The organism is Alkalihalobacterium elongatum (genome assembly GCF_019024285.1).
GTDB classification, from domain to species: domain Bacteria; phylum Bacillota; class Bacilli; order Bacillales; family Bacillaceae_F; genus Alkalihalobacterium; species Alkalihalobacterium elongatum.
Genome location: NZ_WMKZ01000013.1, coordinates 62,240 through 78,497, shown reverse-complemented (window position 1 = coordinate 78,497; position 16,258 = coordinate 62,240). Strand labels below are relative to the sequence as shown.

At 36.4% G+C, this 16,258-nt stretch carries 17 protein-coding genes; all 17 read left to right on the top strand.

The features are described from left to right. The first annotated feature begins 1 nt into the window (after window position 1). The 17 genes from floA to GKP30_RS13880 all read left to right on the top strand — a co-directional run bounded on the left by floA (window position 2) and on the right by GKP30_RS13880 (window position 15,975). Window positions 2-1,000, top strand: coding sequence for a flotillin-like protein FloA (gene floA, locus GKP30_RS13960; protein ID WP_216830055.1), 999 nt, complete (start codon window positions 2-4; stop codon window positions 998-1,000). Between the two features lie 23 nt (window positions 1,001-1,023). After that, entirely contained in the window at window positions 1,024-1,545 is a 522-nt protein-coding gene (locus GKP30_RS13955; protein ID WP_216830054.1) for a hypothetical protein, read from the top strand. Between the two features lie 442 nt (window positions 1,546-1,987). Continuing rightward, complete coding sequence (yqfC, locus tag GKP30_RS13950; protein ID WP_216830094.1) at window positions 1,988-2,272, top strand: sporulation protein YqfC; 285 nt, start codon at window positions 1,988-1,990, stop codon at window positions 2,270-2,272. A gap of 24 nt (window positions 2,273-2,296) precedes the next feature. Then, window positions 2,297-3,484, top strand: a complete 1,188-nt coding sequence (gene yqfD, locus GKP30_RS13945) for a sporulation protein YqfD (RefSeq protein ID WP_216830053.1) — start codon at window positions 2,297-2,299, stop codon at window positions 3,482-3,484. Window positions 3,485-3,498: 14 nt separating this feature from the next. After that, window positions 3,499-4,464 (top strand): PhoH family protein, encoded by a 966-nt coding sequence (locus GKP30_RS13940; protein WP_216830093.1) that lies wholly within the window; start codon window positions 3,499-3,501, stop codon window positions 4,462-4,464. Between the two features lie 219 nt (window positions 4,465-4,683). Continuing rightward, a complete protein-coding gene (locus tag GKP30_RS13935) occupies window positions 4,684-6,843 on the top strand; it encodes an HD family phosphohydrolase (RefSeq protein WP_216830052.1) in 2,160 nt (719 codons plus the stop codon). Continuing rightward, complete coding sequence (gene ybeY / locus GKP30_RS13930; protein ID WP_216830051.1) at window positions 6,843-7,313, top strand: rRNA maturation RNase YbeY; 471 nt, start codon at window positions 6,843-6,845, stop codon at window positions 7,311-7,313. Before GKP30_RS13935 ends, ybeY begins: the two co-directional genes overlap by 1 nt. Continuing rightward, window positions 7,297-7,698 carry a diacylglycerol kinase gene (locus GKP30_RS13925; protein ID WP_216830050.1) on the top strand — a complete coding sequence of 134 codons (402 nt, stop codon included), beginning with the start codon at window positions 7,297-7,299 and terminating at the stop codon, window positions 7,696-7,698. The genes ybeY and GKP30_RS13925 overlap by 17 nt, the downstream gene beginning before the upstream one ends. A 26-nt stretch (window positions 7,699-7,724) precedes the next feature. Continuing rightward, entirely contained in the window at window positions 7,725-8,459 is a 735-nt protein-coding gene (locus GKP30_RS13920; RefSeq protein WP_216830049.1) for a DUF502 domain-containing protein, read from the top strand. 2 nt (window positions 8,460-8,461) lie between these two features. Next, on the top strand, window positions 8,462-8,860 hold the full coding sequence (locus GKP30_RS13915; RefSeq protein WP_216830048.1) for a cytidine deaminase: 399 nt from the start codon (window positions 8,462-8,464) through the stop codon (window positions 8,858-8,860). After that, the gene (gene era / locus GKP30_RS13910; RefSeq protein ID WP_216830047.1) at window positions 8,853-9,764 is read left to right on the top strand and encodes a GTPase Era; all 912 of its coding nucleotides are present in this window, start codon (window positions 8,853-8,855) and stop codon (window positions 9,762-9,764) included. The genes GKP30_RS13915 and era overlap by 8 nt, the downstream gene beginning before the upstream one ends. 230 nt (window positions 9,765-9,994) lie before the next feature. Next, entirely contained in the window at window positions 9,995-10,135 is a 141-nt protein-coding gene (locus GKP30_RS13905) for a YqzL family protein (protein ID WP_216830046.1), read from the top strand. 40 nt (window positions 10,136-10,175) lie between these two features. After that, a complete protein-coding gene (gene recO, locus GKP30_RS13900; RefSeq protein ID WP_216830045.1) occupies window positions 10,176-10,940 on the top strand; it encodes a DNA repair protein RecO in 765 nt (254 codons plus the stop codon). A gap of 415 nt (window positions 10,941-11,355) precedes the next feature. Beyond that, the gene (gene glyQ, locus GKP30_RS13895) at window positions 11,356-12,237 is read left to right on the top strand and encodes a glycine--tRNA ligase subunit alpha (RefSeq protein ID WP_216830044.1); all 882 of its coding nucleotides are present in this window, start codon (window positions 11,356-11,358) and stop codon (window positions 12,235-12,237) included. Continuing rightward, window positions 12,238-14,313, top strand: a complete 2,076-nt coding sequence (glyS, locus tag GKP30_RS13890; RefSeq protein WP_216830043.1) for a glycine--tRNA ligase subunit beta — start codon at window positions 12,238-12,240, stop codon at window positions 14,311-14,313. Window positions 14,314-14,491: 178 nt separating this feature from the next. After that, entirely contained in the window at window positions 14,492-15,127 is a 636-nt protein-coding gene (locus GKP30_RS13885; protein ID WP_216830092.1) for a helix-turn-helix transcriptional regulator, read from the top strand. A 32-nt stretch (window positions 15,128-15,159) separates the two neighbouring features. Continuing rightward, the gene (locus tag GKP30_RS13880; RefSeq protein WP_216830042.1) at window positions 15,160-15,975 is read left to right on the top strand and encodes a pyruvate, water dikinase regulatory protein; all 816 of its coding nucleotides are present in this window, start codon (window positions 15,160-15,162) and stop codon (window positions 15,973-15,975) included. Window positions 15,976-16,258: the final 283 nt, after the last annotated feature.

Below are 16,258 nucleotides of genomic sequence, written 5' to 3'. Positions count from 1 at the left end.
GGTGCCACAAGGAGATATTTTCATTCTCATTATTTTAGGTTTAATTATTGTTGCATTAGCAGTATTATTTACGTTTGTTCCAGTAATGCTATGGATTTCAGCATTAGCTGCTGGAGTAAGAATTGGTATTTTTGAACTAGTTGGTATGAGGCTCCGTCGAGTAATTCCAGCGCGTGTTGTAAATCCATTAATTAAAGCAGTAAAAGCAGGTCTTGATTTAAACACAAGTAAATTAGAGGGTCATTATTTAGCAGGTGGTAATGTTGACCGCGTTGTAAATGCACTGATTGCTGCACAGCGAGCTAATATTGATCTTAGCTTTGAAAGAGCGGCTGCTATCGATCTTGCTGGTCGTGACGTTTTAGAAGCAGTACAAATGAGTGTAAACCCTAAAGTAATCGAAACACCATTTATTGCGGGTGTAGCGATGGATGGGATCGAAGTTAAAGCGAAAGCGCGTATTACAGTTCGTGCCAACATTGACCGACTAGTCGGGGGTGCTGGTGAAGATACTGTAATTGCCCGTGTAGGTGAAGGGATCGTATCGACAATCGGTTCTGCTACTAATCACAAAAAAGTACTTGAAAATCCTGATATGATTTCTCAAACAGTATTAACGAAAGGTTTAGATGCTGGAACAGCTTTTGAAATCCTTTCAATTGATATTGCAGACATTGATATCGGTAAAAACATTGGTGCCGAGCTTCAAACAGACCAAGCAGAAGCAGATAAGAAAATTGCACAGGCTAAAGCCGAAGAACGTCGTGCAATGGCTGTAGCGAAAGAACAAGAAATGAAAGCGAAAGTTGAAGAAATGAGAGCGAAGGTTGTTGAAGCAGAGGCTGAAGTTCCGATGGCTCTTTCTGAAGCTCTTCGTAGTGGTCATATGGGTGTTATGGACTACGTCAACTATCAAAACATCATGGCTGATACAGATATGAGAGACTCAATTGGTAAAGCAACAAATGATAGTGACGATGATAAAAAGTACGGTAAATAATCCTCTAAAAGGAGGAGTTAACATTGAATATCCTTGATTTCTTATTAGGGAATATCTTTTTTGTCATACTAATTCTAGGTGCTTTGTGGAACTTCTTTAGCAGGCAAGCAGAGTCTAAAAAAGAGGCTGAACAAGGGAAAAGGCCACAAAGAGAACAAGAAATTGACTGGAAGGAAATTTTCCGTCAAGAACAAGCTCCTGTAGAAAGAGACAAACCAACGGTAGCTAGAGAAGTTGAGCCTTCTTTTGAACCTTCATTTGAGCCGATTCATAAAGAAGTTGTTACCACTTCGGATCGTCGAACAGAAATGGAGAAACTTCGTAATCAACTAGAAGAAAAACGTAAGAAATTGAAGAAGGTAGAACATGCAACGAATGCTGCGATCAGCGATTCTCCAATTACTAGTAATGAGATAGGAAGAAAAAAGCCTAAACTTGAACTTGATTTTCAAAATATCTCACAACAAGATGCGATGAAAGGGATTATTTGGTCAGAGATCTTAGGGAAGCCTCGAGCTACTCGTTCCTATTCAAGCAAAAGATAAATAGTACATTTAATTAAAACAGGGCTAAGTTAATTCTTAGCTCTGTTTTTTTGTATTAAAGCATAATTTTGAAATACAGTTCTAGATTATTGTTCAACATTTTATATATCTTCAAAAGGATAAATTTAAAAAAGACATGCTCTTTTACCAATTTTGATGAATGTTTTTTTATTTTATCTAGTTTAAGTGAAGCTAATACGCCAACTTCTTCAATCCTCTGTAAAGCAAAAAAGGCTAAGTGGGGGACGATTAAGCGCAGATTAAGGTCGCCTTGTCCACTTGTGTCAACGTCTGTGTCAACCACATCGTGTGGCGGCTTAGCTACCTTGATTGGTTCAACTAATTTTTGTAGGGAAAAAGGAACCCCTCTGCTGAAAAAAGTTTCATTTTATAGTGATAGTCAAACTCTTACTGTCATAAAAATGAGAGGAGAGGAGGTTCTCTGATGAAAAAGTGGCGACAACAAGTGAAGAAATTTCTAACAGACCAGATGGAGCTACCACCTGATGTAATGATGGATCTACCCCGCATTACAATGATAGGACAAATTCATATTTATATTGAAAATCATCGCGGTGTCCTTCAGTTTTCGAATGAAGAGATCCGTTTATTATTGTCTCAAGGTCAGCTTTTAATCAAAGGAGAACAATTTGTCATCAAGACTATACTTCCTGAAGAACTCCTATTGGAAGGAAAGATCGATAAAGTCTTATTTATTAATGAATAGATCATAGTTAGCAGGAGGATGACAATGAAAAATGTTTGGATAAACTTTCTTTATGGCTATGCCAGAATGAGGATAGATGGCCCGTATGGAGAGCGGTTTTTAAATCGATGTATTGAATATGATATTCATATTTGGAACATAAAAAGAGTGGGGGAAGAAAGAATCGTTTGCTATATTGCCTTAGAAGACGTTAAGCGTCTAAGGCCCCTTTTACGTATGACAAGCTGTAAGGTGTCTTTTACAGAGCGGAGAGGGTTACCATTCTTTTATAAGAAGATGTGGAAAAGAGGCGGATTTACTGCAGGTATTATTTCTTTTGTTATCATTCTTCTTATTCTTTCAAATATGGTGTGGAACATTTCAATTGAGGGTGCATCTCCGAAGGTTGAACATCAACTTCGTCTAGCTGTTGGAGAAATGGGGATTGAGCGAGGAAAGTTTATTTTTATGCTTCCTAGCGTGGAAGAAATACAAAAGAAGGTTACGGATAATGTTGAGGATGCGACGTGGATTGGTGTCAAATTAAATGGTACAACCTTTCAATTTAGTGTTGTAGAGCAAACCTTACCTGAAAAACAGGAAAGATTAAATCCGAGACATCTAGTAGCTAAGAAAAAAGCAATTATTCACGATATGTTTATTGAGCAAGGTCAAGTACTTGTACGTAGGAATGAGTTTGTTAATAAAGGTGATTTACTCGTTTCTGGATTTATTGGAAAAGAAGGAAATACGCAGATTGTTCCTGCAAAAGGAAGTGTGCTTGGTGAAATTTGGTACAAGTCTGAAGTGAAGGTACCATTGGTTAACCGTTTTGAAACGTTAACAGGGGAAGGTAAGACTTACCATTATGTAAGTATCTTTAACTTTGACCTACCTGTTTGGGGATGGAAAAAACATTCATTTGAAAACGCGGAGGTTTTTGAAAGAAAACATTCAATAAAACTTTTAAATTGGACGATACCTGTGCAATATAAGAAAAAGCAGTGGTTAGAAAAAAATGAAGTAGAGAGAGAGTACACAGTTGAGGATGCAGTAAAAGTGGGCAAAAAGATGGCCAGAGAAGAATTGATGGAGCGTTTACCAGAGGATGCAACAATAAAAGGTGAAAAAGTTTTGCACCAAGACGTTGAGAATGGTAAAGTTAAATTAAAGCTTCACTACCAAGTTATAGAAGATATTACGACGGAGCAACCGATCATTCAAGGAGATTGAGGCTATTGTCACAAATGAAGAATATTCCATTAGAAATTAAAGATCAGAATGAAGTTCAACGATTATATGGTCCTAATGACGCTCATTTAAAACGGATTGAAGAAAAACTCGGTGTTCAAATAACGACTCGAGGTGAAGACCTTTCAATTAAGGGTGATGATGAAGCGGTTCAAATCGTGAAAGACGTTTTAGAAACGATGTTAAAGCTTTTACGCCAAGGGACATCATTGTCTGAACGAGATGTTGTGTATGCTATTCAATTAGCTGAAAAAGGTATGCTAGAAGAACTTCTTCATCTATATCAAGAAAAGCTGACGGTCAATGCTAAAGGCAAACCTGTATTGATTAAGACGCTAGGACAGAAACATTATGTTTCTGCTATTAGAAAACGCGATCTCGTGTTTGGGATAGGTCCTGCAGGAACTGGTAAAACCTATTTAGCAGTAGTCATGGCTGTAACAGCACTAAAAGAGGGACAAGTGAAGAAAATTGTCCTTACACGTCCAGCAGTTGAAGCTGGCGAAAGCTTAGGCTTTTTACCAGGTGATTTAAAGGAAAAGGTCGATCCATATTTACGTCCATTATATGATGCCCTTCATGATATTTTAGGTGTTGAACAAACGCTAAGACTAATGGAGCGAGGTACAATTGAAGTGGCTCCATTAGCATACATGAGAGGTCGAACATTAGACGATTCTTTTGTTATCCTAGATGAAGCTCAAAATACAACACAAGAACAAATGAAGATGTTTTTAACGCGATTAGGTTTCGGTTCAAAAATGGTAGTAAATGGAGATTTAACTCAAATTGATTTACCTAAAGGAAAAAGATCTGGATTAAAAGTTGGAATTGATGTATTAGGTAATGTACAAGGGGTGGATTTTATTTACTTACAACAATCCGACGTCGTTCGCCATACACTTGTACAACGGATACTAGATGCGTATGATCAATCTGAAAAAAGAGAAAAAGAAAAGTAATTGTTCTGAGGGTGACCCATTTACAAAGTACCAGGCCACGCTATGATACTTAGCTGCTCAAACAAGGTGAGACACTATTATCTAATAAAGCGTTGGCAAAAGTACTTATGAGTCGCCCTCTTTATCCTATTCGTTATTATTTCAGTTGTAGTTTAAAACAATATTTGTTGGACAAACATGAAAGAAGTATTAGGTTTTCAAAATAAGAGGTGACCGATCATGAATAAACGTTCCCCGATCGATCAAATGACGTGGTGGAAAAGAATAAAGGATCACCGTTACTTGCGTGGTGTTCTATTTATCATATTAGCAGTGTTCTTATTTCTTGCAATGCTGGATAATATTATCCCAGAAAAGGTTGAAGTTCGAATGTCCACAGTGGCAGAACAAGATATTCGAGCTCCGATTACAGTGGAAAATAAAATTGCAACGGAACAGAAGCGGAAGGAATTACTTGAATCAGTCCAACCTGTTTATGTATTGAAAAAAGAATATACACAAATGCAAGTTGAAAAAATAAATGATATTTTTGATTTGATTCATTTAGTCAATGAAGAAATGACAAAAACAGAGTCAGAATCAGAGGGAGAAAATGAGAACTTAAGTTTAGAAGATCGTTTAAATTATGTTCAAGAAGTTATTTCTTCTGGGACAACGAATGAACTTTCAGATGAAACGGTACGAACATTATTATTATCTTCTAGTAGTCAATTACAAGTTGCAAGAGAAACAACTACTAATGCCGTACATGCAGTCATGAGCGAGAGAATTGCTATTAACGATTTAGCTCAAGCTAAACGGTCTGTAAAAGATAAGATTGCCATATTAACAGTATCAAACCGTTTGCATGATGCTATGATTGAAACAGCCCAATTCGCCATTATACCTAATTATATTTATGACGATAAAGCAACAGAACGTCTTCAACAAGAAGCAGTTGAATCAGTAGAGCCTGTTATTATTCGAGAAGGTCAGCTACTCGTTAAGCAAGGTGAGTTAATTAACCATGAGATTTACGAACAAATACGGATGGTTGGCCTATTAGATGATGCATTTAATATATATCCTTATTTAGGTTTAGCTCTATTAGTCCTACTAATGGTCGGTATGCTTGCATATTATCTTAACGAAGCACAAACAAGTGTAAAGACGAATAATAGTCATTTGCTCATGTTTATTCTTATTTTCTTTATCGGTGTATCCGTTATGAAAATCACGAGTTTAATTGAAAGGCTTGATATTGTAGCAATAGGTTTAATTGTACCTGTAGCAGTAGGAGCGATGTTGTTAACTACGTTAATTCATCAAAGAATTGCGTTATTTTCCAGCATATTTTTTGCGATAATTGCTAGTATTATCTTTAACAATGATGCAGTAGGTACATTTAATTTTACGTTTGGTGTATACATTTTATTCAGTTGTTTTGCTGGTGTTTATTTCTTAGGTCGATCAACAAGCATGACACGAATTTTAAAAGCAGGACTCTTTGTTTCGTTTATTAATATGGTAACGATTATATCGATCTTATTGTTAAAGGGATTTCAACAAGGCTGGATTGAAATTGGAATGCATTTAGGGTTCGCTTTCTTATCAGGGTTTATTGCCGCTGTATTGACACTTGGTCTAGTCCCATTTTTTGAAGCTGGTTTTGGTATATTATCGACGACAAAACTTATTGAGCTTTCTAACCCAAATCATCCGCTTTTAAGAAAAATCCTATTGGAAGCCCCAGGGACCTACCATCATAGTGTGGTAGTAGGAAACTTAGCTGAGGCAGCTTGTGAATCGATAGGAGCAAATGGATTACTAGCAAGAGTTGGGTCTTATTATCATGATATTGGAAAAACAAAACGCCCGCACTTTTTCATTGAAAATCAAATGAAGATTGATAATCCACATGATAAAATTTCTCCACAGCTTAGTAAGACGATTATCATTTCTCACCCGTATGATGGTGCAGACATGTTAAAGGAATATAAAATGCCAAAAGAAATTATCGATATTGCAGAGCAGCACCATGGTACAACACTGTTAAAGTATTTTTACCATAAAGCTAATCAAGAAACGGAACAGAAGATACCTGAAGAGCAATTTAGGTACCCTGGACCTAAAGCTCAAACGAAAGAAGCAGCGATTGTAGGTATAGCTGATTGTATTGAGGCAGCTGTAAGATCATTAAATAAGCCAACACCAGATAAAATACTGGCGATGATACGTAAGATCGTAAATGATCGTCTTGAAGATGGGCAATTTAATGAATGTGACCTTACTTTAAAAGAACTAGATAAAGTAGCGGTATCGATGTATGAAACTTTACAAGGTACTTTCCATTCTCGTATTGAATATCCTGATGATCCAAAAGAAAAGGGAGCGAAATAATGAATTTAGAAATCGACATATTAGATGAAACGACTAGCATTACAGAAGATCAATTTCAGTTAACAAAAGAGGTTATTTCTAAAGCTGCTGAAATGGAGGGATTAACTGGTCCCATTGAAATTTCCATCACTTTTGTCGATGATGAACGTATAAAAGAAATAAACCGAGATTATCGTGGGAAAGATACACCTACTGACGTTATTTCCTTTGCCTTAAATGAAGCAGGGGAAGAGGAAGTGCAAATTATAGATCCTGAAGGTCCGAATGTTTTAGGGGACATTATCATATCTATTCCACGTACGATCGAACAAGCACAGAGTTATGAACATTCATTTGAAAGAGAACTTGGTTTTCTTCTTGTTCACGGCTTTCTCCACTTACTAGGCTATAACCATCTAACAGATGAAGAGGAGAAAACGATGTTCTCAAGACAAGAGGAAATACTGAACGCTTATGGACTTAAAAGATAAAAATCTCTGGGGATTTAAGAGACTGCTTCGTTCTTTCGTTTACGCATGGACTGGCTTAAGATATGTCATTCGGTATGAGCAAAATATGAGAATTCATTTAATTATGGGCATAGTTGTTATGGCTCTTGCGTTTATATTAAATGTTTCCTTAACTCATAAAATGATCTTGCTGTTAGTAATAGGGGTGGTACTTTCTTTAGAGGTGATGAATACCGCAATAGAACGAACTGTTGATATGATCACAGAAGATTACCACCCACAAGCTAAAGTTGCTAAAGATATTGCTGCTGCTGCTGTATTTATTTTTAGTATTATAACTGTCTTGATTGGGTTATTGATTTTTTTACCACCGATTATTGAGCGACTGTCGAATATTTTAGGTTGAAGTAGGAGAGGAGTTAACTACGAGACATGTGGAAAAGGCTACAAAAAAATATTATTGCTGGGCTTATTTTTCTGTTGCCAGCAATAGCCACAATTTATGTCATTCAATTTTTGTTTACTTTAATTGATGCTTTCCTAGGTTCTTTTATTACTGGCATATTAAAAGGGTTAAATATTATTACAACGCATGACGGTAGTATCTATTTTCTTGGTGTCTACACTCCATTTTCTGAACGAATTTTTGGTATTGGTTTTATATTAACAATTATTTTAATCACATGGATTGGTTCAATGCGCCTAACTGGAAAGGGAAGCGGCATCCTAAATGCAATTGATAGAGGGTTTAGAAGGGTTCCGATAGCAAATTCTATCTATACTTCAGTTGAACAAATCATTCATGCTTTTGCGCAGGAACGTTCTTCATTTAAAAATGTGGTTCTTTTAGAATACCCAAGGAAAGGACTCTATACGATTGGATTTCAAACGGGTGCCTCAAAAGGGGAGGTTCAGCGTCTTACTTCAAAAGAGTGTATCAATGTCTTTTTACCAACAACACCTAATCCAACTTCTGGATGGCTAGTACTTGTGCCTAGAGAGGATGTTATTGTACTTAATATGACAGTTGAGCAAGGGCTGAAATTTATTATTTCTGGTGGCGTTGTTGTTCCACAAGATTCAATGGATGATGTTATTGAAAAAGACGCAATCTATGATCAAACAAACATGAAAGTATACATACGTGAAAAGAGAAAGGAAGAATAATTTTGGAAAAAACAAAGCTTATGGACGAAGCAATGTCTGCTAGAGAAAAAGCGTATGTTCCATATTCTAAGTTTCCAGTTGGAGCAGCTTTACTAACTAAGGATGGACAAGTTTTCAAAGGATGTAATATTGAAAATGCATCGTATGGGTTAACCAATTGTGCTGAAAGAACAGCTGTTTTTAAAGCTGTTTCAGAAGGAGTACATTCATTTTCTGCAATTGCTATTGTTGCTGATACAGAACGCCCAGTGCCACCATGTGGTGCATGTCGTCAAGTACTTACAGAATTTTGTAGTGCAGAGATGCCAGTATACTTAACAAATTTAAAGGGTAATGTACAAGAAATAACTGTAGGTGAACTATTGCCTGGAGCTTTTACTGCGGGGGATTTAAATGAATAATAGAGAAGGATATAAATCTGGTTTTGTTGCCATTATTGGCCGACCTAATGTAGGGAAGTCGACATTATTAAATTATATAATTGGACAGAAAATTGCGATTATGAGCGATAAGCCACAAACAACAAGAAATAAAATTCAAGGTGTATATACGAATAATGACTCCCAGATTGTATTTCTAGATACGCCAGGAATACATAGACCTAAGCATAAGCTAGGTGATTTTATGATGAAAATTGCAAATAATACATTAAGAGAAGTTGACTTAATTATGTTTGTAATTGATGCAGGAGAAGGATTTGGATCAGGTGAACAATTCATCTTAGACCGTTTGAAAGAGTCAAAAACTCCTGTATTTTTAGTCGTTAACAAAATTGATAAAGTTCATCCAGAAAAGCTATTAGATATTATTAACGAATATAAGGATCGACACACATTTGAGGAGATCGTTCCTGTCTCGGCGTTAGAAGGAAATAATGTACCTACTTTATTAGAACAAATTACGAAACATTTGCCAGAGGGACCACAATATTATCCAGCTGATCAAGTGACAGACCATCCCGAACGCTTTATAGTTGCTGAATTGATTCGGGAAAAAGCACTCCACTTAACACGGGAGGAAATTCCTCATTCTTTAGCTGTAGTCATTGAGCAAATGAAGAAACGAGAAGGTAGTGATACTGTTTATGTAGGTGCAACTATTATTGTCGAACGTTCTTCACAGAAAGGCATTATAATTGGTAAGCAAGGTAGCATGCTCAAAGAAATAGGGAAACGTGCCCGTATAGATATTGAAGCATTATTAGGCTCAAAGGTGTTCTTAGAATTATGGGTAAAAGTGCAAAAAGATTGGAGAAATAAAGGAAACCAACTGCGTGATTTTGGGTTTAATGAGGACGAATATTAGGCTGTAATAGTTCGTAAACGGTTGTTAACAAATATTTAACAATGGCTCTGTCTGTAGCCATTGTTTTTTTATAAAAAAATCTCTAAGATAGATGTATGATGTAAATGAATGTTGCATACGACTAGTTGTTATAATTGACAATTATTCCATAACATGATTTTGCAAAACAAGGTCAAGCTATAGAATATAGAGCGGTCTAACAATCCTTAAAACGAAAGGTGGAATTCCGAATGCTTGATTTTTCTTGGAAAGTATTCTCGATGACCGGAAGTGTTGATACCTATTTGTTAATCAAGGAATTGGAAAATGAGCATGGAGATGTTTCAGCTCAAGATATTGAAGAGGAGTACACGAATTTAGACGCTCACTAATCTTGCTTGCACCTCACGACTTCTTTGTGTGGTGACGAGAATGTTTCAAAAAGTTGAAGGTATTGTTATACGTACATCGGATTACGGCGAAGCAAATAAAATTGTAACACTACTTACAAGAGAGATGGGCAAGGTCGGTGTCATGGCGAGAGGTGCGAAAAAACCTAAGAGTCGACTAGCCGCTGTATCGCAATTATTTATTTACGGAACATTTCTAATACAGAAAGGCTCGGGTCTTGGAACTCTTCAACAAGGAGAGATCATTCAATCATACCGAGAGGTTCGAAATGATTTACTTCGAGCCTCTTGTGCATCTTACATAGTTGAATTGACCGATAAGCTTACCAATGAGCGAGAGCGTAATCCATTTTTATTTGAACTACTAATGCAGACGTTGCATTATATTGACGAAGAAGTAGATCCAGAAATATTAGTCCGACTCTATGAAGTAAAGATGCTTTTTGTAGCTGGAATTGGCCCACAATTAAATGGATGTGCTAGCTGTGGTAGTGTTGATGGAGAGTTTTCTTTTTCTATAGGAGAAGGGGGGTTCTTATGCCATCGCTGTTCGGCGAAAGACCCATACAGGTTAAAGGTTTCACCTGGAACGATAAAACTTCTCCGGCTTTTTTACCATTTTGATTTAAACCGTTTAGGAAATATCTCTGTCAAAAAAGAGACGAAGCAAGAACTAAAACAAGTTTTAAACTCTTATTATGATGAATACTCTGGATTGAGGCTAAAGTCACGGTCATTTTTAGACCAGTTAGAAAAAATGAATTGGTTCGATTCAAATGAAAGTTGACAATAGATATCTTTTTGTATATTATGCTTTAAAGAACAACCTTAATATTTAAACATATGGTGCAAAGAAGGAAAAGAAGTATTTATCCTCTCTATAAAAAGCGAACCTAGGACGGTGCGAGCTAGGGGTATAGATGATAAAGAAAGGCGATCTGGAGCACTTCTTAATTTAAAGTGGCTTTTCTCAAGTTAGTTGGGATAAGCAAATAGGGTGGAACCGCGGGTAACTCTCGTCCCTATGCTATAAGGATAGCATAGAGGCGGGAGTTTTTTTATGCTTGGCTCATTTAAAGCAAAGATTACATACTAAGACACCATTAGATTTTAATAGGATCTAGGCTCTATGTTATTTTACAAACAATGTGTAGTTGAAGAATACAGCTACTATAGGAGTTATTCGATAAGGAGGAAAGAAAATGAATGTACAAAATATGATTCTAACGTTACAAAATTTTTGGGCAAACCAAAACTGCATTATTATGCAGGCATACGATGTGGAAAAAGGTGCAGGTACAATGAATCCGATGACTTATTTACGAAGTATTGGCCCAGAGCCTTGGAATGTAGCTTATGTTGAACCTTCAAGACGCCCAGTTGATGGTCGATATGGTGAAAACCCTAATCGCCTATATCAACATCATCAATTTCAAGTCATTATGAAACCATCACCTGACAATATTCAGGAGCTCTATTTAGACAGCTTAAAAGAATTAGGTATTAACCCACTGGAGCATGATATTCGCTTCGTAGAGGATAACTGGGAGGCTCCTACTCTAGGTGCTTGGGGCTTAGGTTGGGAAGTTTGGCTTGATGGGATGGAAATTACACAGTTTACATATTTCCAACAAGTAGGTGGCATTGATGCTAATCCTGTTGCAGTTGAAATCACATACGGGATCGAACGTTTAGCCTCTTACATTCAAGATAAAGAAAATGTCTTCGATCTTGAATGGGTAAATGGTGTAACCTACGGAGATATCTTTTTACAACCTGAATATGAACATTCGAAATATACATTTGAGGTTTCAGATAGCACAATGCTCTTCCAGTTATTTAGTACATATGAACAGGAAGCAAAACGTGCACTTGCAGAAAAGTTAGTATTTCCAGCTTATGATTATGTTTTGAAGTGCTCTCATGTATTTAATCAACTTGACGCAAGGGGAGCTATTTCAGTAACAGAGCGTACAGGGTATATTGGCCGTGTTCGAAATCTAGCTAGAGATTGTGCAAAAGTTTATTTAGCAGAACGTGAAAGACTTGGCTTCCCAATGCTGAAAGATAAGGAGGAAATGTAAATGAGTAGTAGAGATTTTTTACTTGAAATTGGCTTAGAAGAAATGCCTGCAAGATTTGTTACTGATGCGATGAACCAGTTAAAAGATAAACTCGAAAATTGGTTAAAGGGTGGAAACGTTGCCTATGAAGCAATTGAAGCTTTTTCGACACCACGACGTCTTGCAATAGTAATTACTGGAGTAGCTGAAAAACAACAAGATATGATTGAAGAAGCAAGAGGGCCAGCAAAGAAGATCGCTGTTGATGAAGAGGGAAATTGGACGAAAGCGGCATTAGGATTTGCTAGAGGGCAAGGTATTTCTGCTGATGAATTGTTCTTTAACGAAATCAATGGACAAGAATACGTATTTGCTAAAAAGCACATTATTGGCCAAGAAACAAAAACGATTTTACCGCAAGTTGAAGAAATTATTAAAAGCCTTCATTTTCCCAAAAATATGCGTTGGAATCGATACGATTTACGCTATGTCCGTCCGATCCAATGGCTCGTTGCCCTTTATGGAAACGAAGTTATTCCTTTTGAAATTACAAATGTTCAAACAGGAAATAGATCGGTTGGTCACCGTTTCTTAGGTAGTGAGACAACTATTAGTGAGCCTAGTGATTATGTAAAAACTCTCTTAGCTGAGTATGTTATCGTTAATCCTTTAGAGAGAAAAGCAGCAATTAGAACACAAATAAAACAAATTGAAGAACAAAAGGGATGGGTTATCCCAATTGATGAGAATTTACTAGAAGAGGTCAATAATCTTGTAGAATACCCAACTGCTCTTCATGGAAGTTTCGATGAAAGCTTCCTTGAAGTACCTGAAGAAGTTCTAATTACATCTATGAGGGAGCATCAACGTTATTTTCCGGTTCAAACTGAAGAGGGGAAGCTTTTGCCTCACTTTATAACCGTTAGAAATGGTAATCATGAACATTTAGATAACGTTGTAAAAGGAAATGAAAAAGTATTGCGAGCTCGTCTTTCTGATGCACAATTTTTCTATCGTGAAGACCAAAAACTGAAAATCGAAAATGCTTTATCAAGATTAGAAACGATCGTTTATCACGAAGAATTAGGTACACTATCTGAAAAAGTAGGCAGAATTGAAGCGATCTCAAGTACGCTTGCAGCTAAGTTTGAGGTAGCAGACACTTCAACTATTAAACGAGCTGCGAAATTATGCAAATTTGATTTAGTTACACAAATGGTTTACGAATTCCCAGAATTACAAGGGAGAATGGGTGAAGAATATGCTTTAAAAGCTGGAGAAGCCAAAGAGGTAGCTGTAGCTATTAGAGAGCATTATATGCCGCGCTTTGCTAATGATGAGAGTCCCACAACTATTACAGGGACAGTTGTAAGTATAGCTGACAAATTAGATACGATTGTTACTTGTTTTGGTATCGGTCTTATACCGTCAGGCTCCCAAGATCCATATGCACTTCGCCGTCAAGCAGCAGGTATTATCCAAATGATTTTGGATAAAAATCTTTCGTTATCAGTTGAAGAAGTTATCGAAATGGGTCTAGATGTAGCTGAAAATAAAAATTTATTGAAACGTAATAATGAAGAAGTATACAAAGATTTAATTGATTTCTTTAGATTAAGAGTAAAGAATGCACTTCAAGAGCGAGGAACTCGTTATGATGTAGTTGATGCAGTTCTTTCGGAAAAAATTGGCCAGGTAGATATAATTGTTAAAAAGGCTCAACTTCTTATGGAACAAATTGAAACACCACAATTTAAAGAAACAGTAGAAGCATTAAGTCGTGTAACTAACATCTCTTCTAAAGCAGGGGAACTAACTCAGCTTTCGGAAAGCTTATTTGAACAGGAAGAAGAAAGGGCTCTTTATAAGACCTACCTAGAAACGGACCAAAAAGTAAAACAAGCATTAGAGAATAGTGATGTCAAACAAGCTTATAATGCTTTAGTGGACACACAAAAAACAATAAACTTATATTTTGATAATATTATGGTTATGTCAGAAGATGAAAAAGTTAAACAAAATCGTTTGGTCCAAATGAAGTTACTCGCAAACACTATTCAAAGCTTTGCTAACTTTAATGCAATTGTGTTTGCATAAAACATTATAAGGTATAAAGCAGATTCCACAGTTTTTGGAGTTACCTTATATGAAATGGTTGGAGTCTGCTTTACTTTTAATAAATAATGCGCCGCATATTCCATAATTCATTGTATTAGTATATAATAATAGAATAAAAAGCATAACACATTAGGTGTTGTGAAGGCGGTGAACTACAATCGAACTAACTGTTAGACAAGAGCAGATTATAGATATAGTTAAAAGTAGTGGTCCAATTACTGGTGAACAGATTGCAGAACGATTGAATTTAACAAGAGCAACATTAAGACCAGACCTAGCTATATTAACAATGGCTGGATTTTTAGACGCAAGACCAAGGGTAGGATATTTTTATACTGGAAAAACGGGTTCACAGTTGTTAACAGAAAAAGTAAAGAAAATTACGGTACAGCAATACCAATCAATACCTGTTGTAGTTAACGAATCTTCTTCTGTTTACGATGCTATCGTCACGATGTTTTTGGAGGATGTAGGTACGTTATTTGTTGTCGACCAAAACTCATCATTGATGGGGGTTCTTTCTCGAAAGGATTTATTGAGAGCGAGTATCGGAAGTCAAAAAATAGAAACAATGCCTGTTAGTATTATTATGACTAGAATGCCAAACATTACGATGTGTCAAAAAGATGATCTTATTATAGATGTGGCGAACAAGCTCATCGACAAACAAATCGATGCCTTGCCAGTCGTCCGAGAGTTTGATAAAGGATCTGGACTTGAAGTGATTGGTAGATTAACCAAGACAAACATTACGAAAGTGTTAGTGGACTTAGCGAACGATGAACTAATTTAAAAGTGATCGTTTGCGCCAATAAGGAGGTAGTAATGGAGGTATTTAACCATCGCCCGATTGTTTATGTTGTATCAGATTCAGTAGGTGAAACTGCTGAATTAGTTGTACGTGCTGCAGCTAGTCAATTTAGTGGCTCTGGAGTAGAGGTTCGTAGAATACCATATGTTGATGATAAAAGTACAATTGATGAAGTTGTTGGCCTAGCGCAACAAGCAAAAGCGATTATTGCATATACATTAGTTATTCCAGAGGTAAAAGAATATTTAACTGAACAAGCACAGGTAGCAAATGTTGAGGTTGTGGATATTATTGGTCCGATGATGGAGAAAATTGGAGCACTTACACAGAAGGAGCCTCGCTATGAACCAGGACTCGTATATAGACTAGATGAAGACTATTTCCGAAAAGTCGAGGCGATTGAATTTGCTGTAAAATACGATGATGGTCGCGACCCAAGAGGAATTGTTCGAGCTGATATTGTTTTGGTTGGGGTTTCTAGGACGTCAAAAACACCACTTTCTCAATACTTAGCACACAAACGCTTTAAAGTGGCTAATGTTCCATTAGTTCCTGAAGTCGAGCCGCCTGAGGAATTATTTAAAGTGTCACCCAAAAAATGCATTGGGCTTATTATTAATGCGGATAAATTAAACGACATTCGGACCGAACGCCTAAAAGCACTAGGTCTAAAAGCAGAAGCCAATTATGCAAACATGGAACGAATAAAACAAGAGCTTGAGTATGCCGAAAAAATTATGAATCGAATTGGTTGTACAGTTATTGACGTATCTAGTAAAGCTGTAGAGGAAACAGCAAACCTTATATCGAACATGTTTCAAGGGAAATAGAGGCTGATTAGTCAGCCTCTATTGTTTTGTCTAAATCGAAGCTACGGATACCTAATTAAGCTATCCTGCATTGTCGCTAATAAACGAAACCATTTTTACTTTCTAGAAGGAAAATATTTTAAGCATGATAGTAGTCAAATTTAGAAATAATTATTATAATGAAAAATTGTGATGAAAAAAAACTTAAATAATTTAGCATAAAAGAAAAAAAGAACAAATAAATTGAAAAAGTCAAGACTTTTTCTGTGTTTTTTGGTAATGATAGTTATTGATGAGTATTTGT

Coding starts and splice junctions, on each gene's coding strand:
- ybeY (WP_216830051.1), top strand. CDS start 6,843: ATGAATTTAGAAATCGACATATTAGATGAAACGACTAGCATTACAGAA.
- glyS (WP_216830043.1), top strand. CDS start 12,238: ATGAGTAGTAGAGATTTTTTACTTGAAATTGGCTTAGAAGAAATGCCT.
- GKP30_RS13925 (WP_216830050.1), top strand. CDS start 7,297: ATGGACTTAAAAGATAAAAATCTCTGGGGATTTAAGAGACTGCTTCGT.
- GKP30_RS13920 (WP_216830049.1), top strand. CDS start 7,725: ATGTGGAAAAGGCTACAAAAAAATATTATTGCTGGGCTTATTTTTCTG.
- GKP30_RS13940 (WP_216830093.1), top strand. CDS start 3,499: ATGAAGAATATTCCATTAGAAATTAAAGATCAGAATGAAGTTCAACGA.
- GKP30_RS13880 (WP_216830042.1), top strand. CDS start 15,160: ATGGAGGTATTTAACCATCGCCCGATTGTTTATGTTGTATCAGATTCA.
- era (WP_216830047.1), top strand. CDS start 8,853: ATGAATAATAGAGAAGGATATAAATCTGGTTTTGTTGCCATTATTGGC.
- GKP30_RS13935 (WP_216830052.1), top strand. CDS start 4,684: ATGAATAAACGTTCCCCGATCGATCAAATGACGTGGTGGAAAAGAATA.
- glyQ (WP_216830044.1), top strand. CDS start 11,356: ATGAATGTACAAAATATGATTCTAACGTTACAAAATTTTTGGGCAAAC.
- recO (WP_216830045.1), top strand. CDS start 10,176: ATGTTTCAAAAAGTTGAAGGTATTGTTATACGTACATCGGATTACGGC.
- GKP30_RS13905 (WP_216830046.1), top strand. CDS start 9,995: ATGCTTGATTTTTCTTGGAAAGTATTCTCGATGACCGGAAGTGTTGAT.
- yqfD (WP_216830053.1), top strand. CDS start 2,297: ATGAAAAATGTTTGGATAAACTTTCTTTATGGCTATGCCAGAATGAGG.